Source organism: Streptomyces sp. M2CJ-2 (assembly GCF_016757295.1).
Lineage (GTDB): Bacteria > Actinomycetota > Actinomycetes > Streptomycetales > Streptomycetaceae > Streptomyces.
The window spans coordinates 17,093-39,267 of record NZ_JAESIF010000035.1; the positions used below are offsets into that span (position 1 = coordinate 17,093).

The following is a 22,175-nucleotide window of genomic DNA, read 5'->3' on the forward strand; positions in this document are numbered from 1 at the left end:
CATGACGGCTGCGGCAATGACACCGCCCGGTGGCTGCGACGCCCCTCACCTCACCGAACGGAGTCGACGCATGCCCGAAGACGAGCCCTGGGAGTACTCCCTGTACATCCCGAACGACCCGCGTGCCGTCACCATCAGTCGCCGCACCCTCCGCCTCATCCTCACGATGCACGGCCTGATCCGCCTGGTCGACGTCGCCGAACTGCTGGCGACGGAGCTGATCACCAACGCCGTGCTGCACACCAAGGGGCCCGCCGCGCTGCGGGTGCGCTGGTCGGTCGGCGTGCTGCGGATCGGTGCGTGGGACGCGGACCCCGAACCGCCGCTCGCTCCCGTCGGGTTGAGCGGCAACGGCACCGACGAGGACGGTCGAGGGCTCGCCCTCGTCAGGGCCTGCTCCGACCTGTGGGGCTGGCATCCGCTCTCCCGGTTCGGCAACCGGGGCAAGTACGTGTGGTGCGAGCTCTCCGGTCAGCCCGGTCAGCCCGGTGTCACCAGCCGGGCCTCGTAGGCGAAGACGGCTGCCTGGGTGCGGTCGCGGAGGCCCAACTTCACCAGGATGCGGCTCACATGGGTCTTGATCGTCGACTCGGCGACCACCAGCCGCCCGGCGATCTCCGAGTTCGACAGGCCCTGCGCGATGAGCACCAGGACCTCCGTCTCCCGCTCGGTCAGGTCGCCGTACGCCGCGTGCGCGGACGGCATCAGGCGCGGGGCCTCGGACAGTTTGGAGAACTCAGTGATCAGCCGTTTGGTCACCGTGGGGGCGAGCAGCGCCTCTCCGGACGCGACGATCCTTACCCCGTCGGCGAGTTGGCGGGCCGAGGCGTCCTTGAGGAGGAAGCCCGAAGCGCCCGCGCGCAGCGCCTGGTAGACGTACTCGTCGAGGTCGAAGGTGGTCAGCACCAGCACCTTCGCGGCGCCGTCGGCGGCGACGATCTCGCGGGTCGCCTCGATGCCGTTCAGCTCGGGCATGCGGATGTCCATCAGGACGACGTCGGGGGCGAGTTCGCGAACCCGCTCCACCGCCTCCCGGCCGTTGACGGCCTCACCGACGACCTCGATGCCCGGCATCGCGTTCAGCAGGACCGAGAAGCCCTCGCGCACCATCATCTGGTCGTCCGCGATCAGGACGCGGATGGTGCGGTCGTCGTCGTTCATGCGTCACCTTCGTTCGCCGAGGCGACCGGCAGGAACACCGCGACCTCGTAGCCGCCGTCGTCGGTCGGACCGGCCGTCATCTCGCCGTTCAGCATGGTGACCCGCTCGCGCATGCCGGTGACGCCGTGCCCGGCGCCGGGCGAGGGCTTCACCAGGTTCGGTGCGGGGACCGGACCGTTGACTATGCGCAGGCCGAGGCCGCCGAGGACGTACCCGATCTCGACCCGGGCACTCGCTCCGGGCGCGTGCCGCAGGCTGTTGCTCAGGGCCTCCTGCACGATCCGGTACGCCGACAGCTCCACGCCCTGCGGCAGCTCGCGCACCGCGCCGGTCACCACCTTCTCCACGTCCAGACCGGTGTCCCGCACATTGGCGAGCAGGGCGTCCAGGTCGGCGAGGGTGGGCTGCGGGGCGTCGGGAGCTGTGTAGTCATCGGCCTCCTCGGCTCGGACCACGCCGAGGACCCGGCGCAGTTCGGTGAGTGCGGCCACCGCGTTCTCCCGGATGGTGGCGAAGGCGCGCTCCAGCTCGGGCGGCGGGTTCTCCACCCGGTAGGGGGCGGCCTCGGCCTGGATGGCGACCACCGACATGTGGTGCGCGACCACGTCGTGCAGCTCGCGGGCGATCGTGGTGCGCTCCTCGAGGAGCGTGCGCCGGGAGCGTTCGTGCGCGGTGACCGTCTGCTGGGCGGTCACCTCCTCCTCGGCCGAACGCCGGATGTGCCAGACGGCCACGCACAGCAGGATCAGCGCGGAGTAGACCAGCACGGGGGCGGTGTTGGTGCTGTGATAGTACGGCCCGACCGGACCGGCCGGGCCGAACAGGGCCTCGGCCAGGCCCCCGTACAGGGCAGTGAGCACCCACATCCAGGCGGTGGTGCGGGGCCTGGTGCGCAGCGCGACGACGGTCAGCACCGTGAGGTGGCAGACGATGGCGCCGGGCGACCACGGCCAGTCGCCCCAGGTGCCGCCGAACAGGGCGGAGACGACGGTGGCCCCCATGGACAGCCAGAACGCGCCGACCGGCCGGACGAGGGTCATCAGGACCGGGATCCCGGCGAGCAGACCGAGGATCACGCCGAAGGGACCGCCGGCGACGCTGAACGCCAGGAGGGCGAGCGCGACGATCAGGGCGTGCGGCGCCCAGCCCGCGTGTTCCCGCAGGCGGCCGGGCAGCAGCCGTACCAGGCGGCCGTTCGTCTCGCGGCGCGGGAGGGGGCGGTAGGCGAACGCGTCGTGGATCAGGTCCTGGCGCAGCCCGCGCAGGACGTTCCGGGCCAGCCGGTACTCCGGGCTGCGTTTCTTGGTCCCGTCCCCGGACGGCGGGGCCGCGGGGTGGGTGTGGGTGGTCTCGGTCACGATGCCACGTTAGGCCGGTCGGGGGACCGTCGTCGTCCCCGGTGAGAGGGGTTCCGGGGCATCCGTCTCAAGTACTACGAGGCGGCACCGGACGTCGCGACGGGTACGACCGGGCACCCAGTGGCCCGGTTCACCAGGCGAGTTGGGCGATCTCCTCCGCCACCACCGCGCAGGCGTCCGCCGCCGGGTCGATCAGCGGGAAGTGACCGGCGTCCGCCAGCAGCGTCAGTCCGACCACCTCACCGGCCTTCGCCGCCGCTTCCGCGTAGGACTCGGCGACCGCCTGCGGGACGTCGCTGTCGTCCCGGCCCTGGACGAGGACCGTGGCGATACCGGTGGGCAGCAGCAGCGCCGGGTCCGCGTACGGCTGGCGCTCCGCGAACCCCTCTTCACCGCCGAGGAGTTGGCGGGTCGCGCCGCCGCAGACGTCCAGCTTGTCGGCGACCGCGAGGTCGGCTATCGGGGCGAGCGCGACAACTCCGCGCAGCGGGGCGGGACGGTCGGTGCGCCAGGGACTGTCGGCGGGCAGGACGTGCCGGGCGGCGGCCCACAGCGCCAGATGGCCGCCGGCCGAGTGGCCGGTGAGCACCATGCGGCGCGGGTCGGCCGCCGGCAGGTGCCGGCGGGCCAGCTCGGGCAGCGCGTCCAGCGCCGCGCAGACGTCGTCGAAGGTGTCGGGCCACCGCCCCGCGACCGGGTCACCGCCGCCGGACTCCCCCGCACCGCGCCGGTATTCGACGCTCGCCACGGCGAAACCCCGGCGGGCCAGGAACGCGGCGAACGGGCTGATGTGGCGACGGTCGTAGGGGGCGCGCCAGGCGCCACCGTGCAGGACGACGACAACCGGAGCGGGTCCGCCCTCGCCGCGCGGCGCGTAGAAGTCGATCAGCTGGTCCGGGTGGTCGCCGTAGACCGCGGTGGCGTCGGGTTCGACGGGCGGGTGGGAGAAGGCCGACTCCTCCTCGGCGGCGGCCCGGGCGGCTGCGGAGTCGTCCGACATGCTCCAACCTCTCAGCGATGAAACGTACTTGGCGGACGAGAGAAGACTTCGGCCGTTGGCCGGGACGGTATCAGCCCGACGACAGGCATGGACATGGGGATATCACGCTCGGTGAACACCCTGCGGAGTGGTTCGGCAGCACACCGTGCCGTACCGATCTCCGCCCGCACCCACACCCGCACCGCGCGGGCACCGTCCCGGCCGGGCCGTCGCCTAGGTTCCGGTCTCCGCCAGGACGTCCGCCAGGACCCGCGCCGCCCGCTCCACGTCCGCGAAGCCGACGTACAGCGGGGTGAAGCCGAAGCGGAGCACGTCCGGTCGGCGGAAGTCGCCGACGACCCCGCGCTCGATCAGCCGCTTCATCACGTCATCGGCGTCCGGGCAGCGCAGGGCGATCTGGCTGCCCCGCTCCCGGTGCGCACGCGGGGTCACGCACGCGACCCTGCCCTCGGGGACGTACGCCTCGACGCACTCCAGGAAGAAGTCCGTCAGCGCGAGGGACTTGGCCCGCACCGCCTTGACCGTGACGCCGTCCCAGACCTCCAGTGCTGCCTCCAGGGCGAGCATGGAGAGGATGTCCGGGGTGCCGACCCGCCCGCGCAGCGCGCCCGGCGCCGGTTCGTAGTCCGGGCGCATCCCGAAGGGATCCGCGTGGGAGTTCCAGCCGGGCAGCGGGGAGTCGAAGAGGTGCTGCAGGTCCTCGCGCACGTAGAGGAACGCCGGGGAACCGGGTCCGCCGTTCAGGTACTTGTAGGTGCAGCCGACCGCCAGGTCCACGCCATGCGCGTCCAGTCCGACCGGCAGCGCGCCCGCGCTGTGGCACAGGTCCCAGACGACGTACGCCCCCGCCATGTGCACGGTGGCCGTGAGCGAGGGGAGGTCGTGCAGCCGGCCGGTGCGGTAGTCGACGTGGTTGAGCAGTACGGCGGCGGTACGGGGGCCGAGCGCGCCCGCCACCTCGGACGGCGGTGCCGGGCGCAGGGTGCAGCCGGTCATCCGGGCCGCCGACTCGGCGATGTAGCCGTCCGTGGGGAACGTGGTCGCGTCGACCACGATCTCGTTCCGCCCCGGATCCGTCCGCCGCGCCATCCGCACGGCGGCCACCAGCGCCTTGAACACGTTGACGCTGGTGGAGTCGCCGACCACGATCTGCCCGGCCGCCGCGCCGACCAGCGGCGCGATGCGGTCGCCGATCCGCTCGGGCGCCGTCCACCAGCCTTCTTCCGTCCAGGACCGGATGCGCAGCTCGCCCCACTCCCGGCGGACCACGTCCTCGATCCGGCCGGGGACGGCGGCGGGCAGCGCGCCCAGCGAGTTGCCGTCGAGGTAAACGGTGTCGCCGCCCTCCTCCAGCACGAACTCCACGCGTTTGACGGCCAGTTCGTCAGCCGCGTCCAATTTCTCCGCTTTCGTGACCAGTTCAGACATGGGATCGCGCCGTCCACAGCTCGGGGAACACGTTCTTCTGCGCCCGCTTCTCCAGCCAGGCCACCCCGGCGGAGCCTCCGGTGCCCGCCTTGGCGCCCATCGCGCGGCGGGTGGCGACCAGGTGGTCGTTGCGCCAGCGCCACACCAGCTCGGCGACATCGGTCAGCGCCTCGCCGAGGCGGGCCACCTCGTCCCGCTCGTCACCCGCGTAGACGGCCGCCCAGACCGACTCCACCTCCGGCGACGGCTCGTACCGCCGGGACACGTCACGCCGCAGCACGCCCTCGGGGATCGCGTGCCCGCGCCGCGCGAGCAGCCGCAGCACCTCGTCGTACAGGCTCGGCTCGTGCAGCGCCTTCTCCAGCTCGGCGTGCGCCCGGGGCGCGCCCCGGTGCGGGACCAGCATGGACGCGGACTTGTCGCCGAGCAGGAACTCCAGGCGCCGGTACATCGCCGACTGGAAGCCGGAGCCCTCGCCGAGCGCGCCGCGGTAGGCGTTGAACTGGGCGGGAGTGAGCTGTCCGAGTGGTTTCCAGGAGGCGTTCAGCGCCTCCAGCTCCCGCACGGACCGCTTCAGCGCGTCGATCGCGGTCGGTACGTCGTCGCCCCGCAGCGCGTTCGCCGCCGTCTCCCACTCGTGCACGATGACGGTGAACCACAGCTCCATCACCTGGGTCGTGACCAGGAAGACCATCTCTCCGGGATCGTCGGAGAGGGTGTGCTGGAGGTGGGTGAGGACGTCCGCCCTGACGTAGTCCTCGTAGGGGGTCGTGCCCTCGAAGTCGAGATGCGGGGTCTCCGGCTCAAAAGCCTCGTGGGACATCGCTGTCTCCTGAAATGTACTCCGGGTAGCGGTCCGCCCCTGCCGTTACCGACACGGGGGCCCCGGTCCCCACGGTGCATCTTCCGTAATGGTCCCCCACCACCGCAAGATCTGCCCGGTGCGAACCTCACCGGGCCTGCCGGGGGTCCGATTCCCTGAGACGATCGGGTCATGGGCCGCGGAATGCGCAACGGTCGCAAGGAGTCGGACGGTCGCGAAGAGCCGACGGAAAGGGGGCGGCGGCTGCGCCGGCTGCCCGCCGCGATCATCGTGGCCGCGCTCGTCCTCAGCTTCTTCACCCGGGGGAGCCTCAACACGTTCCCCTTGCTCGTGGCCGCCCCGGTAGTGGCCGCGCCCCTTCTTTCCCTGCGCGGGACGATCGCCACCGGCGCGGCGGCGAACCTCGTGGGGCTCGGCCTCGTGCTCCTGAAGAGAGAGCCGACCGCCGACGAACTCGTCCCGTTCAGCAGCCTGGTCGTTCTCACCGTCATCGCAGCGTTCCTCAACGTGCTGCTGGCCCGCGACCGGGCGGAATTGAGAACGAGCCGCGAGGTGGCGGCCGTGCTGCAGCGGGCGGTGCTCCCGGACCTGCCCGACCGGGTGGGACGGCTGGCCGTGGCCACCCGGTACGAGGTCGCCCACAAGGAGGCGGCCATCGGCGGTGACCTCTTCGCGATCCACGAGACGCCCCACGGCATCCGGATGCTCATCGCCGATGTGCGCGGCAAGGGGATCGAGGCGGCCCGTACGGTCAACGCCCTGCTCGGCTCGTTCCATGAGGCCAGCGACCACCGACCGGATCTGCCGGGCGTCGTCCGGCAGCTGGAGGGCCGGATGCAGGCAGGCCTCAGACACGCGAGTGGAGCGGAAGCCGAGTCGTTCGCCACGGCCGTCCTCGCGGAGCTTCCCCCCGACTACTCCGTGCTCCGCGTCGCCAACCGGGGCCACGAAGCGCCCCTGCTGGTCCACGACGGCAAGGCGATCCCACTGGAACCGACCACACCGGCCCTGCCACTGGGCCTTGACGTCCTCGCCGTCGACGACGAGGTCCCGGTCGACCTGTTCGACCTGCCCGTCGGGGCCACGCTGGTGCTGTACACCGACGGCATCAACGAAGCCCGCGACGCGGACGGAGTCTTCTTCGACCCCGTTCCGGTGCTGTCCCGGCCTCTCCCGCCCGACCCGGACGCGGTCCTCGGCACCGTCCTCGACGCCGCCCTCCGGCACGCTGGGGGACATCTGCAGGACGACGCCGCCCTCTTCGCCGTCACCCTGGACCCGCCCGCGCCGACCGCCTCGGACACGTCGGGCGCCATCGCCCTGGACGCGCCCGGCTCCACCGCACGGCCCCGGAAGGACGTCTCGCCGTAGGTGGCAGACTGGCGGCATGACCACTCAGAAGAACCTGCTCGGCGGCCCGGACCCCACGCATCTGCCGGAGAACGAGGAGGCGTACCGCCTGCTCGCCGAGGACTCCCTGCCGCCGGCCGAGGTGGTGGCGAAGTTCCCCACCTTCTCGCTGGCCTGGGCCATGCTCGCCGACGACGCCTTCGAGGCGGGGCGAGTGGTGGAGTCGTACGCGTACGCCCGAACGGGTTACCACCGGGGGCTCGACGCGCTGCGCCGGTCCGGCTGGAAGGGCCACGGCCCGATCCCGTGGAGCCACCGCGCCAACCGCGGCTTCCTGCGCTGCCTCGCCGCCCTCGCCCGCGCCGCCGAAGCGATCGACGAGAAGGACGAGGCGGAGCGGTGCCGCCAGTTCCTCCAGGACAGCAGCGCCGAGGCGTACGAGGAGCTGAAGCGGGCTTAGAGTTCCGGGCTCCCGGGGCTCTCAGGTTCCGGGCTCCCGGGGCCCGGGCGGCGGTGGTGTTTCACGTGAAACACCACCTTTCCGCCCCATCTCGGGTGCGAGTTCGGTCTCGGGTTCCAGCGGGGGCACGGCCACGCTGCCGTGGGTGTGGCATTCCGGGCGCCGACAGCCCGGCGCAGGACGCCGTACGGTCGCGAAGGCGAGGGCCGAGCCGACCACCAGGACCCCGGCGCACAGCACCATCGCCTGCCGGAACGCGTCGTTGAAGGCGTCCGGCTCCCGGTACGCCTCCGGCCCCATCCCGACCAGCAGCGGCAGCGCGGCCACCGCCACCAGGCCGGCCGCGCGGGCCGCCGCGTTGTTGATGCCGCTGGCCAGGCCCGCCCGCGCGGTGTCCACGGCGGCCAGGACGGTCGCGGTCAGCGGCGCCACCAGGGTGACCATGCCGAGGCCCAGCACCAGCAGCGCCGGCAGCACATCGGTGAGGTACGAGGCGCCCGGCCCCACCCGCGTCATCAGCAGCATCCCGGTGGCACACAGCAGCGGTCCGACGGTGAGCGGGATGCGCGGCCCGATGCGCTCGCCGAGTTCGCCGGAGCGGGCGGAGAGCAGCAGCATCATCGCGGTCGTGGGCAGCAGGGCCGTACCGGCGGCGAGCGCGGACCAGCCGACGGCGACCTGGAGCTGGAGCGCGGCGAGGAAGAAGAAGCCGCCGAAGGCCGCGTACACGCACAGCGTGACGACGTTGACCGCCGTGAACTGGCGGGAGGCGAAGATGTCCAGCGGCATCATCGGGTGTTCGCGGTGTTTCTCGACGGCCACGAAGGCGACGGCGGCGGCCAGTCCGGCGACGGCGGCGAACGCGACCACGAGGGAGCCCTCACCGGCCTCGATCAGCGCGTACGTCACCAGGGCCAGGGCGAGCGCGCCGAGGACCGCGCCGAGCACGTCGAAGCGGCCGGTGGCCTGCTGCCCGCCGTCCGACTCCGGTACGTGGCGTACGGCGATCGGGGCGCACACCACGGCCAGCGGCACATTGATCAGGAATACCCAGCGCCAGCCCGGCCCGTCCACCAGCCAGCCTCCGAGGAACGGACCGACCGCCGCGCCGATCCCGCCGAAGCCGGACCACAGGCCCACCGCCCGGCCCCGGTCGTCGGGGTGGAAGGACGCCTGGATCAGGGCGAGCGAGCCGGGCGTGAGCAGCGCGCCGCCGACGCCCTGCAGTGCGCGGGCGGCGATCAGCACACCGGCGTTCGGGGCGATACCGCACAGCAGGGAGGCCGTCGCGAACCACAGCACCCCGACGACGAACACCTTCCGGCGGCCGAACCGGTCCCCCAGCGCACCGCCCAGCAGGATCAGCCCGGCCAGCGTGGCCATGTACGCGTTGACCGTCCACTGCAGGGCGGCGAGGCTCGTGTCGAGGTCGCGGCCGATGCGCGGAAGGGCGACGTTGACGACGGTGGAGTCCAGCAGGGCCATGCTGGAACCGAGCACCGTGGTCAGCAGGATCCACTTGCCCTGCGGGGAGGCCAGCCGGACATCGGGCATACGGGGAGCATACGGAAGAGCCCGGCACCTGAGCAGGTGCCGGGCTCGACGCGTACGAGCGGGTTACTTGATCCGGGTGCCCGTGGAGCGCAGGTTCCGGCAGGCCTCGACGATGCGGGCGGACATCGACGCCTCGGCCAGCTTGCCCCAGGTGCGCGGGTCGTAGGTCTTCTTGGAGCCGACCTCGCCGTCGACCTTCAGGACACCGTCGTAGTTCTTGAACATGTGGTCGGCGACCGGACGCGTGAAGGCGTACTGCGTGTCCGTGTCGATGTTCATCTTGACCACGCCGTTCTCCAGGGCGGTCAGGATCTCCTGCTCGCTGGAGCCCGAGCCGCCGTGGAAGACGAAGTCGAACGGCTGCGAGCCGGCCGGCTTGCCGTACTTGGCGGCGGTGCCCTCATTGAGCTCCTTCAGCAGCTCCGGACGGAGGACCACGTTGCCCGGCTTGTACACACCGTGCACGTTGCCGAAGGACGCGGCCAGCAGGTAGCGGCCCTTCTCGCCGAGGCCGAGCGCCTCCGCCGTACGGATCGCGTCGTCGACCGTGGTGTAGAGGGAGTCGTTGATCTCGTGCGAGACGCCGTCCTCCTCGCCGCCGGTCGGGGTGATCTCGACCTCGAGGATGATCTTCGCGGCGCGGGCGCGCTCCAGCAGCTCCTGGGCGATGCTCAGGTTGTCGGCGAGCGTCTCGGCGGAGCCGTCCCACATGTGGGACTGGAACAGCGGGTTGCGGCCGGCCTTGACCCGTTCCTCCGAGACGGCGAGCAGCGGACGGACGTACCCGTCGAGCTTGTCCTTCGGGCAGTGGTCCGTGTGCAGGGCGATGTTGACGTCGTACTTCTCGGCGACGATGTGCGCGAACTCGGCCAGGGCGACCGCGCCGGTCACCATCTCCTTCTTGTGCTGGCCGCCCAGGAACTCGGCGCCGCCCGTGGAGATCTGGACGATGCCGTCGCTCTCCGCCTCGGCGAAGCCGCGCAGTGCCGCGTGCAGGGTCTGGGACGAGGTGACGTTGATGGCCGGGTAGGCGAACTTTCCTGCCTTCGCCCGGTCCAGCATCTCGTTGTAGACCTCGGGAGTTGCGATGGGCATCTGTCCGCTCCTTATGCGTGCGGTGTGGCGTACTGGGTGCTGTCGGCCCTGACCTGGAACCTTGGATGCGACGTCATTGTCGGCCCCATCCTCCCAGACTTGCCCGGTTGGTCGACGGCGCAGGTCAAGTCGTTATGTCGGATGATGTCGGACGGAGAACCGGCCGGTCGGCCGCGACCTCAGTCCAGGCCGAGCTGGTCCTTGCCGAAGGCGAACAGGTACGGCACCCCGGCGCCCTCCTGGATCTTCTCGGCGGCGCCGGTCGCCCGGTCGACGATGGTCGCGACGGCCACCACCTCGGCGCCGGCCTCGCGCACGGCCTCGACGGCGGTGAGCGGGGAGCCGCCGGTGGTGGAGGTGTCCTCGACGACCAGGACCCGGCGGCCCCTGATGTCCGGCCCCTCCACGCGCCGCTGCAGGCCGTGCGCCTTGGCCGCCTTGCGGACCACGAAGGCGTCCAGCCTCCGGCCGCGCGCGGCGGCGGCGTGCAGCATGGCGGCGGCCACCGGGTCGGCGCCCATGGTCAGCCCGCCGACCGCGTCGAACTCCAGCCCGTCGGTGAGGTCCAGCAGCACCTGGCCGACCAGCGGGGCGGCCTCGCCGTCCAGGGTGACGCGGCGCAGATCGACGTAGTAGTCGGCCTCGAGACCCGAGGAGAGGGTCACCTTGCCGTGCACCACGGCCTTGTCCTTGATCTGCTGCAGCAGTGCGTTGCGTACCTCACTCATGGCAGCCAGGGTAGACGGCCTCAGAGCCTGCGCCAGGTCCAGGTGGTCGTGGCCTCCAGCGGCTCCAGCGGGGTGACCAGGCGCGGGTGGGTGTTCAGCCCGTCGGGCGGGCCGGTCTGCGGCTCCACGCAGACGGCCTCGCGCTGCTCGTCGTAGACCACCACCCACTCCTCGCGGCTGGTCACCTTCAGCTCCAGCCGCCCCGGCCAGGTGAGGGTGACGTCGACGCCGCCCGGCATGCCGAAGCAGTCGTCCCAGGGGCCGGGCTTCGGGTCGATCCGGTGGCCGGTGGGCAGGTGGTCGTCGCCGCGCTCCTCCTGCCACGCGGGCGTGAAGTCGATGCGTGCATCCGCTGCGTCCGCCGTGCCCGCTGCGTCCGTGCCGCCGAGGGCGCGGTTGAACCAGGGGTGCCAGCCGATCTGCGCCGGGAAGGAGGACTCGTACGTCTCGACCGCCATGGCCAGGGTCAGGGAGTCCGCGCCGAGCGTGATCACCTGCGTCACCCGCCCGGAGTACGGCCAGGGCTCCCCGAGGTCGTACGTGATCACGGCCTCGTTCCCGCTCGCGCGGGCGGTACGCCAGGCGGTGTCACGGGCGGTGCCGTGGATGGCGTTCGGCGGGGCGTTCAGCGGCATCCGGTGGACGGTGGCGCCGTTCCGGAACCGGCCGTCCCGGATCCGTCCGCACCAGGGGACCATCGGGAAGCATCCGTAGCGGTCGCCCTGGCGCAGCAGCTCGACGCCCCCGACCCGCAGTCCCGAGACCCGCCCGCCGTTTTCCGGCCGCACGGTGACCTCCGCGTCGCCCGCGGTCAGAGTGATGTCCTTGTTGCTCACGGCACGACCCTACTGGGGTGATCAAGAGGGCCTCCCGAGGTTCGGGACGGGCCCGCGCGCCCCGGGACCGGGTCAGCGGCGTCTGCGCAGTGCCCGCACGGCGACGATCGCCGAGGCCACCGCCAGGGCGGCCGCCGGGGCGGCCCAGCGCAGGGGGGCGGCCGTGGAGACGGTCTGCGGGGCGGGGACGGGGGCGTAACGGCCCCGGGGCGGGGCGTGGTCCACCTCCTCGGCGCTGCGGCCGATCATCGTGCGCCGCGCGTGCGCCGCCTCGACGACGGTGTCGTCGGCGCCGTCGATCTCGTCGATCTCGTCGGCGCCGTCGATGTCGTCGATGTCGTCGACACTGGCGACCTCGTCCACGTCGTCCGTCACGTCTGTGAGATCTGTGTCGTCCGCGTCGTCCACATCACCCACGTCGTACCCGGCCTCGTCCTGGATCTCGGCGTCGAGGGACGGCAGGGGGACCTCCATGTCGGAGACGGGGGCCGGAGGCTCGTCCGTGGGCGATTCGGGTGCGGAGGGCTCCCCCGCCGCCGTTCCCAGGTTCTCCGCGAAACGGTTCAGCAGGCGGACCACCGCCGACGCCACCGCGTCCGCCGGAAGCTCCGTGACCCGGCCGTCGGCCGTCACCGTGCCGTCGACGGTGAGCGTGGCACCGCCCTCCGTGGCCAGCGGGCGCAGCCGCAGCGCCAGTTTCACCGCGCCGGTGCCGCGCGTCTCGACGGCGTCGCCCTCGACGGCGTAGGAACCGTCCTCGCGCCGGGACACCCGTACGGAGCCCCGGTAGGTGATGGAGTGGCTGCCGACGCGGAGCTTCAGCCGCCCGGCGACCGGGTCCGCACCGGCGTCGTGCTGGAGCCCCGGCACCGCGCGGGCGACCCGCGCGGGGTCGTCCAGCGCCTCCCTGAGCCGCTCCACCGGAACCGGAACGAACACCTCGTGCTCCATGACTGCGGAGCCTACCCATGGCGACGCCGGGCTGTATCCCCGTCGGCGCGAAAGAGCGGTACAGCGGTGCAGCGGTACATCGGGAGGCGAGCCGGCTCAGCGGGCGTACCTGGGGTGCAGCAGCGTCGACGGCGGCAGGCCGGGGACACGGGTGCGTGCGGCGGCTCGCGCGCCGGCCGCGAGGGAGCCGTCGGTAAGGGTGCGCGGACGGGGGCCGGACGGGTCCAGGCGCAGCTCGGGGACGGTGCGGGCGGCCAGGACGAAGCCCCGGTCGCCCCTGCTGTACGGGCTGGTGCGGAAGCCGGCCGAACGGACCGTCGACTCCACCGTCCAGAACGCCCGGGGCCGGGACACCACCGGCCCGGCGTGCACCGCGAGCCGCCCGCCGGGCGCCAGGACGCGCCGGGCCAGGCCGTAGAACTCCTGCGAGTACAGCTTGGTGCTCTCGGTGGCCTCCGGGCGCGGCAGGTCGGAGACCACCACGTCGTACGCCGCCGGGGGCGCCCGGCGCAGCCAGTCGAAGGCGTCCGCGGTGCTGACGCGTACGCGCGGGTCGTCGAGGGCGTGGTCGTTCAGCGCGGACAGGGCCGGGTCACGGCGGGCCAGCCGCACGACGCCCGCGTCGAGCGCGACGACGTCGACCCGCCGCACGTCGCGGTGGCGCAGCACCTCGCGGACGGCCAGTCCGTCGCCGCCGCCGAGGACGAGCACGCGCGTGTGCGGACCGGTCATCGCGGGGTGCGCGAGCGCCTCGTGGTAGCGGAGTCCGTCCCGGCTGCCGGTCCGCAGCCGGCCGTCGAGGAACAGGTCCAGGGGCCGGCCGTCGAGGCCGCCGGTGAGCACCACTTCCTGCACCTCGGTCTGCAGGGCGACCCGGACGTCCGAGCCGTACATGGCGTGGCGGGCGGCCCGTTCGAAGTCGTCGACGAGGAGAACGGCCGAGGCGAGGACGGCCAGCACGCAGAGGTTGGCGATCAGCAGCAACCGACGGGCACGGCGGGTCAGATCCTGTCGGAAGAGACCGAGCACCAGCGCACCGCCGACCACCGTGTTGACCGCGCCGGTGATCAGCGTGCCCGTCAACTGGCCCAGGAACGGCAGGAGGAGGAAGGGGAAGGCGAGTCCGCCGACGAGAGCGCCGACGTAGTCCGCGGCGAACAGGTCGGCCACCGCGCCGCCCGCGTCCTGGCGGCGGATCCGCTGGATCAGCTCCATCAGCAGCGGCACCTCGGCCCCGATCAGCAGGCCGACGGCGAGGGAGAAGGCGACCAGCAGAACGTGCGGTCCGTGGGCCCACGGACCGCCCCAGGAACCGGTCCAGGCGAAGACGGCGTACAGGGCCATCGCGCTGCACCCGCCGACCAGGGCGAGCGCGGCCTCGACGGCGCCGAAACCGGCCGCCGCGTGCCGGCGCAGCCGCTTGGCGGCCAGCGAGCCGATCCCCATGGCGAAGACCATGACGGACAGCACGACGGACGCCTGGGTCACCGAGTCGCCCATCAGGTACGAGGCGAGCGCCACGAGTTCGAGCTCGTACACGAGGCCGCAGGCCGCACAGACGAACACGCCGACGAGAACCAGGAACCGGCCGGTGGCCTGCCGCACCGGCAGCTTCAGCGAGCCGTCCGAGGGGCTGCCGCCGTTACCGCCCGGCCTGTCCCGGGCTTGCGCGGGGCGGGACGGGGCGAGGGCCTGCGGTTCGATCACCCCTGCGACGTTACGTTACGCCTCCGGTGCGGACCGTCACCCACACGTGTGGTGTTTGTTTAATGCTGACGGAGCCCTTGCCATGCGTCTCAGACGGTCGCCTTCACCCGTACGCCCACCCTCGTCCGGGTCATCACCAACTGGCCGTCCTGGGGATAGGCGTGCCAGGTCCGCCAGTGGACCTGGTTCTCGTGGCGCTGGGCGAGCATCGCGGTGAACGCGTGCGGACTCCCGGGGAACACCCCGGCGAGACCGTGCGGATGGTCGGAGACCAGGGCGAGCAACTCCTGTGCGCGGCCCCCGAAGGAACCGGGGGAGAGCATCTCCACACGGGCGGCGAACTCGTACTCCCAGTCGCCCACCTGTTTGGCGACGCCCAGCGGAAGGGGCGTACTGCTGCCCGGAAGGCAGGCCACCGTCTCCGAACAGACCCCCCGATCCTCTTCCAGCAGCACCTGGTGGGACGCGCCGAGGAGCCTCAACTGGACCTTGGCCCCGGTCAGTTCGAGGTCGAGCGTGGCCAGCGCGGGAAGCGGCTCGCGCCCCAGGGCCCAGGCGAGGTCGGCCGCGCGCGTGTCGGTGTAGGAGGTGGTCAGAGTCGTGAGCATGAATCGGCTCCGCAAGCGGACAAGGAGGGGCAGGAGAGGGAGGTGAGGGACCGCCGCACCCCGGTCACGCCGGGGAGTTCGGCCCGTCAGCCCGGTCGGCCGGTCGGAAAGGGGATCCGCGGGGAGTCCGAGGGCTGTGCCGGTGATTCAGAGGGAATCACGAACTGTGCTGCTGCCACAGCGTTTTTACCCAACTTCGTGGGCTTTCCATCCCCTCGGGGGCTCTCCAGATCACCTGTTCAACCCAGCGCACACCTGACCCACACGCGGGCGCGTACGCGGGCGCACTGCACGGTGGGGCCCGCCCCAGGCGCGGACCCCACCGTCGCGGACGCGTCGCCCCCGTACGGAGGCGGGCCCCCCGTCAGCTGCCTCCACCGCATCCGCCGCCGCCCCCGCACGACGACCCGCCCCCGCAGGACGAGCCGCCGGAGGACGAGTCACCTCCGCAGGACGCCCCGCCGGAACTCCCCCCTCCCTCGCCGGCCCACCAGCTGCCGCGCCGGTTCCTGGACGCCCCGGCCCGGCGGCCGGCAGGGCGCGCCGGTGCCACCGCGAACATCTTGTACAGCACGAAGACCAGTGCGAAGAGCAGAACCAAGGTGATGCCGATGGCCATGGCGCCACCGTCCTTTCGTCCCCGTGAATCCCCCGAAGCAGCCCCCCGTGGGTGCCTCTCTCACGCGTGTGGACGGGAGATGCCCGCTGCCCGCACGGGCCAAAGCAGAGTTGAGCAAGTTCTGAGGATCCCGCACGGGGAAAAGTGCGGCCTACGGCAGCTCGCTACGCCTGTGCGCGACGACCGTCGAGACTCCTCAGCGCCGTCGCGCGCTTCCTGCGGGCTTGCGGCACTGTTCCACCACTACACCGTCGGCGCTGATACTTACGCGTTCACCGGAGAGCCGCACGCGCCGGCCGGACGGCTCCAGGCCGCTCTCGGCCAGATCCTCCGTCTCGTCCTGAAGCCCCGGCTCCGCTCCGCCGGGCGCGTTCCGCGCACGCTGCGCCGACGCGCGCCCACACGTGGACGGGACCGGTGGCCACGGGCCGATCACCGCACAGAGCGGCCCGCGGTCGAGGCAATGCCTCCGGCGGGGGATCGGTCGGCACCGGGACGGCGGGGGGCGCCGTCGCCGACCGGTGGCAGACTTCCGATCTGCCGCACCGGCGCGAGGGGCGTCCGGGGGGGCAGGGAGGTGTGGTCTGTGCGCGGGCGGATGCATGACGCGGTGTGGGGGACGGTGCGGGTGGTACTGGCCGTCGTGCTGGTGGGGGCGGCGTGGCAGCTGGCACGGGGCGCGGAGCGTGCTCGCTCTGTCGACCTCGACTTCCCACGCCTGGAGATACATGACGCTCAGGGGCGGGACACGGGCAGCCTGAAGGTGTGCGGGGACCGGTACCAGGAGCCGTTCTGCCTGCGGGCGGAGCATGTGGCGGTGGACGAGGTACTGCTGAAGCTGAACAAGAAGAGCGGGGCCCGCTACCAGTTCGAGTTCGGCCGGTCCGGTGGGCGCACGCTGGCCCTCAAGCTGGACATCGACTCCGCGGACCAGGACCTTGTCGAAGCCGCCGGCAGGCACGGAAAGGCAACCCTGTACTGGTGGCGCGATTCGGTGCGGCTGCTGGAGGTGTCGGCGGGCGGTGAACAGCGGATGCTGCGCACAGCGCACTATCCGGGCCGGGAGTCCGTGTTCCCTGCCGCGTTCGGGTCGGTCCTCGCCGGGCTGAGCGCGGCGTTCCTGTGGTCGGGGCTGTGGCGGATCGTGCGTGGGGGCGTGTCCCGGCTGAACTGGCCGTGGCAGACGACGGTGCCGGGGGTGACCTTCACCCTGGCAGGGCTGGGTGGGGCCTTCGGCGCGATGTTCACGGTGCGTTCGCCCTGGACGATGGCGTGGACCGCGGGTGTCGTGGGTGCGGTGAGCGCGGTGGGCATGGCCTGCTGGGCGTACCGGTTGGTGCGGCGCACGCTGCCGGCACTGGAGCGGATGGAGCCCGTCGCGCCGGTGACCGAGCGCCACTTCCTGGGCACCGTGTGGGGCCCGGGCCCGTGGCAGATGCTGTCGATGGGGTGGCTGCGGACCGGCCCGCAGGGACTTGCCGCCGTACCCGGACCGGCCTCGGGTACCGGCAGCTTCGGGGTGCGGCCCTTCCCCGGGGCTCTGCGCCTGGTCGGGGTGCGGCCACCGCACCGGGACGACCCGCTGCAGCTGCGGCTCGGCCGCTACCGGCGTACGGACGGGGCGGAGGAGGCACAGCTCGCGCTCGTCGCCGAGTGCGAGGCCCTGGGCGGGCCGGTGCCCGGCGCGCGAGTACTGATCGGCGCGGGCAGCGAGGACCTGCCTTACGTGCTCGGCGCACTGTCCGCTGCCACGCCGTCCCCGCTCTCCCCGCCTTCCGTGCCCTCCGCCCCCGGCCAGGACGGCCAGGACGGCCAGGCACGTCGTAGGCGGCAGTGAACGTGGGGCCGACTCCTGTCGGGGCTGGGAGAACCCGACTCTGGAGAGGTTCCTGGAAGCCCCGGAAGCCTGGGTCGCCGCGTCTGCGGGGTGGTACCGGAACTTCGGGCACGACCTGCCACCCGAAGGTGACTGGGCGTTCTTCGCCCGTGCGCCGAATGCCGCTCGGATCTACGAACAGGTCAGCGCCCGTCCGCGCACGCGATCTTCCGAACGGGCACTGCACCGACCTCGCCGGGCCGTCTGCGGGCCGCCCGAGGACGGCCGACGACGACAGATGACGACAGTCGACGACAGCCCTTCCCCTGCTCAGCGATGGTGCTTCGGGTACCGGCGCAGGTGCCGATCAGTGAAGCAGTGTTGAGGAACTCCGGAGGTTCGGCGCAGGATGACCGGCATGACCTCCAGCGCGCGCCCCCTCCTGAACCGTCGGCTCTCCGAGTTCGGGACCACGATCTTCGCGGAGATGTCCGCCCTGGCCCTGCGGACCGGTTCCATCAACCTCGGCCAGGGTTTCCCCGACACCGACGGCCCCGAGGAGATCAGGGAGGCGGCGGTGCGGGCGCTGCGGGACGGCCGTGGCAACCAGTACCCGCCCGGCCCCGGCGTCCCCGAGCTGCGCACCGCGATCGCCGCGCACCAGCGGCGCCGCTACGGCCTGTCCTTCGCCCCCGACACGGAGGTCCTGGTCACCGCGGGCGCCACCGAGGCGATCGCCGCCGCGCTGCTCGCGCTGCTGGAACCCGGCGACGAGGTGATCGCCCTGGAGCCGTACTACGACTCGTACGCGGCCTGCGTCGCCATGGCGGGCGCCACCCGCGTGCCGGTCACCCTGCGTCCGCGCGAGGGCCGTTTCCGCCTCGACCTCGACGAGCTGCGCGACGCCGTCACCGACCGCACCCGCCTGCTGCTGATCAACACCCCGCACAACCCGACCGGCACCGTCCTCACCCGCGAGGAGCTGTCCGCGATCGCCGCGCTGGCCGTCGAACGCGACCTGCTCGTGATCACCGACGAGGTCTACGAACACCTGGTCTTCGACGACGCCGAACACATCCCCCTGGCCACCTTCCCCGGCATGCGGGAGCGCACGGTGACCATCTCCAGCGCGGGCAAGACGTTCTCGTTCACCGGCTGGAAGGTCGGCTGGGTGACGGGCACGCCCGCGCTGGTGACGGCGGTCCGCTCGGCCAAGCAGTTCCTGACCTACGTCTCCGCGGGCCCCTTCCAGCACGCTGTCGCCGAGGCCCTCGCCCTGCCGGACGCGTACTTCACCGAGCTGCGCGCGGACCTGCGCGCCAAGCGGGACCTGCTGGCGAAGGGCCTGACGGAGGCGGGCTTCGACGTCCTCCGCCCGGCCGGCACCTACTTCATCACCGCCGACATCCGCCCCCTGGGCGAGACCGACGGCGAAGCCTTCTGCCTCGCCCTCCCCGAACGCGCCGGCGTCGTCGCCATCCCCACCTCGGTCTTCTACGACCACAAAGAGGCCGGGGCACCCTACGTCCGCTTCGCGTTCTGCAAACGCGTCGATGTGCTGGCATGCGCGACGGAACGGCTCCGCAAGGCATTCGAGCACTGACCTGCCGCCCTGCGGGGCCGGTCGTTGCATTCCTCGTTGCCTGCCGCACCTCACCCGCCCGAAACTTTCGCGCCGTCGGCCGCCCGGTCGCGGTCGTCATTCCGGTGTTTGCCGCACCACAGGGATCGACGTACAATTTCCTGTACGTAGAAGGAGGGTCGATCGTGAAGACCATGACGTACTCCGAGTCGCGCGCACGGTACGCCGAGGTGCTCAACTCCGTCACCGACGACCGCGAGGAGGTCGTCATCACCCGGGCCGGACATGAGCCGGTCGTCATCGTCTCCCTCGAGGACTACGAGTCCCTGAAGGAGACGGCGTACCTGCTGCGGAGCCCGGCGAACGCCCGACGCCTGCTCGCGTCCATCGACGAGCTGGAAAACGGCGGCGGCACCGTACGCGAGCTGGCGACCGACGAATAAGAGCCGCGAATGAAGATCACCTTCTCCTCCCGCGCCTGGGAGGACTACCTGTGGTGGCAGCTTCAGGACCGGAAGATCCTGAAGCGCATCAATACGCTCATCGCGGACATTGCCCGGAACGGCAACGAGGGGATCGGCAAACCGGAACCGCTCAAGCACGGATTCCAGGGCTACTGGTCGCGCCGCATCAACGACGAACACCGACTGATCTACAAGGCCACCGAGGACGGCGTCCTGATCGCACAGTGCCGCTACCACTACGAGAGCTGACAGAACCCAGGGATCGGGCACAGCCCCTGCCGGCACCATCGTCGCTCAGCGCTCACCCGTGCCGGCACCTCATCGTCGGCGCTGGGATCCGACTTTGGTCGCGGACCTGCGCAGCCGCTTGGCAAGCGCCTTGTCCCGATCCTTCAGCTGTCGACCTGCCGCTTCCAGGACGGCCCCGGTGGCGGGATGGTCGCAGCGCCACAGATCGTCGGCGGCCTGCTCCAGGAGGGGCAGCACCAAGTCCTCCTCCTGGTCCAGGAACGCGGCAAGCGCCTCGTCCGCTACGCCCAGCGGGCCCCACAGATGGTCCACGAGCCCCCACAGTTGGAGTTCCCGACCCTGCCCCTCGGGGATCTCACCACGGCCGGCCAGCGCGATCGCGGCGGTCTCGGCGCAGCCGGGGACCTGTGAGGCCGCGGCCTTACGCAGGACGGCGAGCGCCTTGGGCTCATCGAGTTCTGCGAGCACCGGCGGGGCGGCCAGGCGCCGGAGGGCCGCATCGGCCTCCAACCCGGCGCAGGCGTCGATGAGCTGTACAGCGGCCGGGCCCTGGCCCCGATGGCTGATCCATCCGGTGATCTCGGCGTGGGCGGCGTCCTGGTCGTAGTCGAGCAGGGCGTCCAGCAGCGTCGGGGCGTCGGCGTCGGCCAGTTCGCCGATCAGCGGGGCCTGGAATCCCTCGGCGAGCAGGTACTCACGCAGTCCGTGGCGTCCCAGTGGCGTGAGCCTGAGCCGTGCCCCGGCCGGCGGAGTGCCGTCGCTGCCTTCGGTGCTCGCCTCGATGCCGAGGATGCCGAGGAGGATGTGATCGCGCTGCCGGTTCGTCTCCGGGCCGGTCTCGACCTCCGCTGCCTGGTACTCGGTGAGGATGAGGGCCGCCTGGTCGAGGATCTGCAGGAGGAACAGCTCGACCAGCCGTGCCTCCGGCTTCGGGAGGCCCTCGCGGAGTGCGCCGACGAGCAGCGCCGGGTCCAGCCATTCGCCGTCGGGAACCTCGTACAGTGCCCGCACCACCACCGCTGCCAAGCCGTCGCCGTCCTCGTCCTGCATGCCCAGCGCGGCCGGCAGCCACGGAGGCAGACCGAGGTTTTCGAGCTCGTTCAGGGCGTCGAGTTCGTCCTCGAGCGCCTGACACCAGATCTTCAGCACTCCCTCGTCCCCCGCGGTGGCGGGCAGGTCGGCACCGGGACGGGCGGTGCCCGCGCTGATCCCCACCAGGTCCGCGTACAGAGCGAGCTGCCATGGACCGTCCAGGCAGGGCAGGTCGCCAGAGCTGCGCAGGCGGGCCAGCCGCTCGTCGCGCTCCACGGGCCGCAGTTCTCTCAGCTCGTCGTCCTGGGCCCACAGCTCGAGTTCCTGGACAGCCAGGCGGCCCAGTGCGGGCTTGAGCACATCCCGGGACGTGACGGCTCGTCCGCCCTGGCACCAGTGGGCCAGGCGGAGCGCTGAGGCGATCAGCGGAACCTGCCGGGCGGCTGCGGCGAGCTCCGCGCGCGGTGCCAGGGAGACGGGTCGCACCGGGACGAGCTCCACGGCGAGGTCCTCGTCGTACTCGTCGTCGTGGACCTCGCCACAGGAACAGCGCCGCCCGGTGGGAGCGGCTTCGGCCAGGCTGGGCTTTCCCCACTGTGCCGGGGTGGCCGCGGGCGGCCGCGGGTCCAGTTCGGCCAGTTCCCGGTCCAGGGCGTCACGGTCGAAGCAGGCGGGGTCGAACCCCTCCTCGCGCAGGGTTTCGACCAGGTCGGTCCATGGCTCGGGGGCCGGTGCGCCACGGTCCACGACGGCGTCGAGTACGGCCTGCAGCCCCCAGGCGCCGCCGGTGTCCTCGGCATAGGGCATGGCGCGGCGTCCACCGGTGCAGCGGACGCGTCGGTCAGGGGTGGAGGCGGGGAGGGTCTTCTCCAGGGTGATCCGGTGCCGCCAGTCGTCACCGAAGTCGTAGGTGTACTCCAGCCGGCCGCCTTCGTAGGGCAGTACCTCGGCCACGGTCACGGACTCCTCGTCGGCGTCGCGGAGAGGATCATGGTCCAACGGCCCGTCGAAGTCGACGAACTGGCGGCCGGAAGAAGGTTCGGTGAAAGAATGCAGGTGCGAGTCGTCCCAGCCGAAGCATGCCTGGATGATGTCGTGCAGGCAGCCGAGCGAGGTGTCGGCGGGCAGGGTGACCCGGCGCCAGATCGGCGGGCTGGTGTCTCGCAGGGCGATCTTCAACTGGTAGGTCGGCACGAGCTTGTCGATCACGGCGAAGGGTCCCTCGATGCGGAGACGGATTCCGGCACCGATAAGGGGTCACAACCGCAAAGGCGTCGCGGCCGTCCCTGGTGGGCGCCAGTGGTATCTTCCCGCACTGCGCCGAGTGAGGCGAAGCGCTTCCGGCACGCGCTGC

The 22,175-nt window shown here is 71.9% G+C and carries 21 protein-coding genes; 7 read left to right on the plus strand and 14 right to left on the minus strand.

Annotated features, from left to right (window positions below):
- The first annotated feature begins 70 nt into the window (after positions 1-70).
- Positions 71-511 carry an ATP-binding protein gene (locus tag JL475_RS23930; protein WP_202279976.1) on the plus strand — a complete coding sequence of 147 codons (441 nt, stop codon included), beginning with the start codon at positions 71-73 and terminating at the stop codon, positions 509-511.
- Here JL475_RS23930 and JL475_RS23935 read toward each other — a convergent pair.
- The 5 genes from JL475_RS23935 to JL475_RS23955 all read right to left on the minus strand — a co-directional run bounded on the left by JL475_RS23935 (position 481) and on the right by JL475_RS23955 (position 5,770).
- Positions 481-1,161 (minus strand): response regulator transcription factor, encoded by a 681-nt coding sequence (locus tag JL475_RS23935; RefSeq protein ID WP_202279978.1) that lies wholly within the window; start codon positions 1,159-1,161, stop codon positions 481-483. The two genes, JL475_RS23930 and JL475_RS23935, sit on opposite strands and share 31 nt — an antisense overlap.
- Positions 1,158-2,519 (minus strand): sensor histidine kinase, encoded by a 1,362-nt coding sequence (locus JL475_RS23940; protein ID WP_202279980.1) that lies wholly within the window; start codon positions 2,517-2,519, stop codon positions 1,158-1,160. The genes JL475_RS23935 and JL475_RS23940 overlap by 4 nt, the downstream gene beginning before the upstream one ends.
- Positions 2,520-2,649: 130 nt before the next feature.
- The gene (locus JL475_RS23945) at positions 2,650-3,519 is read right to left on the minus strand and encodes an alpha/beta hydrolase (RefSeq protein WP_202279982.1); all 870 of its coding nucleotides are present in this window, start codon (positions 3,517-3,519) and stop codon (positions 2,650-2,652) included.
- 213 nt (positions 3,520-3,732) lie between these two features.
- The gene (kynU, locus tag JL475_RS23950; protein ID WP_202279984.1) at positions 3,733-4,947 is read right to left on the minus strand and encodes a kynureninase; all 1,215 of its coding nucleotides are present in this window, start codon (positions 4,945-4,947) and stop codon (positions 3,733-3,735) included.
- Positions 4,940-5,770 (minus strand): tryptophan 2,3-dioxygenase family protein, encoded by an 831-nt coding sequence (locus tag JL475_RS23955; RefSeq protein WP_202279986.1) that lies wholly within the window; start codon positions 5,768-5,770, stop codon positions 4,940-4,942. The genes kynU and JL475_RS23955 overlap by 8 nt, the downstream gene beginning before the upstream one ends.
- Before the next feature lie 171 nt (positions 5,771-5,941).
- Between JL475_RS23955 and JL475_RS23960 the strand changes: the two genes are divergently transcribed.
- Both JL475_RS23960 and JL475_RS23965 read left to right on the plus strand, forming a co-directional pair.
- Positions 5,942-7,141 (plus strand): PP2C family protein-serine/threonine phosphatase, encoded by a 1,200-nt coding sequence (locus JL475_RS23960; RefSeq protein WP_237408089.1) that lies wholly within the window; start codon positions 5,942-5,944, stop codon positions 7,139-7,141.
- A 16-nt stretch (positions 7,142-7,157) separates the two neighbouring features.
- Positions 7,158-7,580, plus strand: a complete 423-nt coding sequence (locus JL475_RS23965) for a DUF3151 domain-containing protein (protein WP_202279987.1) — start codon at positions 7,158-7,160, stop codon at positions 7,578-7,580.
- 21 nt (positions 7,581-7,601) lie between these two features.
- On the opposite strand, the gene JL475_RS23970 is transcribed toward JL475_RS23965, so the two are convergent.
- The 8 genes from JL475_RS23970 to JL475_RS24005 form a co-directional block, all read right to left on the minus strand.
- Positions 7,602-9,134, minus strand: coding sequence for an MFS transporter (locus JL475_RS23970; RefSeq protein WP_202279988.1), 1,533 nt, complete (start codon positions 9,132-9,134; stop codon positions 7,602-7,604).
- Between the two features lie 63 nt (positions 9,135-9,197).
- Positions 9,198-10,229, minus strand: coding sequence for a class II fructose-bisphosphate aldolase (gene fbaA / locus JL475_RS23975; protein ID WP_202279989.1), 1,032 nt, complete (start codon positions 10,227-10,229; stop codon positions 9,198-9,200).
- A gap of 179 nt (positions 10,230-10,408) precedes the next feature.
- Positions 10,409-10,957 carry an orotate phosphoribosyltransferase gene (gene pyrE, locus JL475_RS23980; RefSeq protein ID WP_202279990.1) on the minus strand — a complete coding sequence of 183 codons (549 nt, stop codon included), beginning with the start codon at positions 10,955-10,957 and terminating at the stop codon, positions 10,409-10,411.
- A gap of 20 nt (positions 10,958-10,977) precedes the next feature.
- The gene (locus JL475_RS23985) at positions 10,978-11,793 is read right to left on the minus strand and encodes an aldose 1-epimerase (RefSeq protein ID WP_202279991.1); all 816 of its coding nucleotides are present in this window, start codon (positions 11,791-11,793) and stop codon (positions 10,978-10,980) included.
- 72 nt (positions 11,794-11,865) lie between these two features.
- Positions 11,866-12,744, minus strand: coding sequence for an SRPBCC domain-containing protein (locus JL475_RS23990; protein ID WP_202279992.1), 879 nt, complete (start codon positions 12,742-12,744; stop codon positions 11,866-11,868).
- A 96-nt stretch (positions 12,745-12,840) separates the two neighbouring features.
- Positions 12,841-14,451, minus strand: coding sequence for a polyamine aminopropyltransferase (locus JL475_RS23995; protein WP_202279993.1), 1,611 nt, complete (start codon positions 14,449-14,451; stop codon positions 12,841-12,843).
- A gap of 89 nt (positions 14,452-14,540) precedes the next feature.
- Complete coding sequence (locus JL475_RS24000) at positions 14,541-15,059, minus strand: DUF2617 family protein (protein WP_202279994.1); 519 nt, start codon at positions 15,057-15,059, stop codon at positions 14,541-14,543.
- A gap of 364 nt (positions 15,060-15,423) precedes the next feature.
- A complete protein-coding gene (locus tag JL475_RS24005) occupies positions 15,424-15,678 on the minus strand; it encodes a hypothetical protein (RefSeq protein WP_202279995.1) in 255 nt (84 codons plus the stop codon).
- A 586-nt stretch (positions 15,679-16,264) separates the two neighbouring features.
- On the opposite strand from JL475_RS24005, the gene JL475_RS24010 reads away from it, so the two are divergent.
- From JL475_RS24010 to JL475_RS24025, 4 genes are all read left to right on the plus strand, one after another.
- A complete protein-coding gene (locus JL475_RS24010; RefSeq protein WP_307825141.1) occupies positions 16,265-17,515 on the plus strand; it encodes a hypothetical protein in 1,251 nt (416 codons plus the stop codon).
- A gap of 388 nt (positions 17,516-17,903) precedes the next feature.
- Positions 17,904-19,097, plus strand: a complete 1,194-nt coding sequence (locus JL475_RS24015; RefSeq protein WP_202279996.1) for a pyridoxal phosphate-dependent aminotransferase — start codon at positions 17,904-17,906, stop codon at positions 19,095-19,097.
- Positions 19,098-19,261: 164 nt separating this feature from the next.
- Positions 19,262-19,519, plus strand: a complete 258-nt coding sequence (locus JL475_RS24020) for a type II toxin-antitoxin system Phd/YefM family antitoxin (protein ID WP_037676836.1) — start codon at positions 19,262-19,264, stop codon at positions 19,517-19,519.
- Between the two features lie 9 nt (positions 19,520-19,528).
- A complete protein-coding gene (locus JL475_RS24025) occupies positions 19,529-19,789 on the plus strand; it encodes a Txe/YoeB family addiction module toxin (RefSeq protein WP_067029017.1) in 261 nt (86 codons plus the stop codon).
- A gap of 69 nt (positions 19,790-19,858) precedes the next feature.
- Here JL475_RS24025 and JL475_RS24030 read toward each other — a convergent pair whose 3' ends face one another.
- Positions 19,859-22,030: a plasmid pRiA4b ORF-3 family protein gene (locus JL475_RS24030; protein WP_202279997.1), complete on the minus strand. Its 2,172-nt coding sequence runs from the start codon at positions 22,028-22,030 to the stop codon at positions 19,859-19,861.
- Positions 22,031-22,175 lie beyond the last annotated feature (145 nt).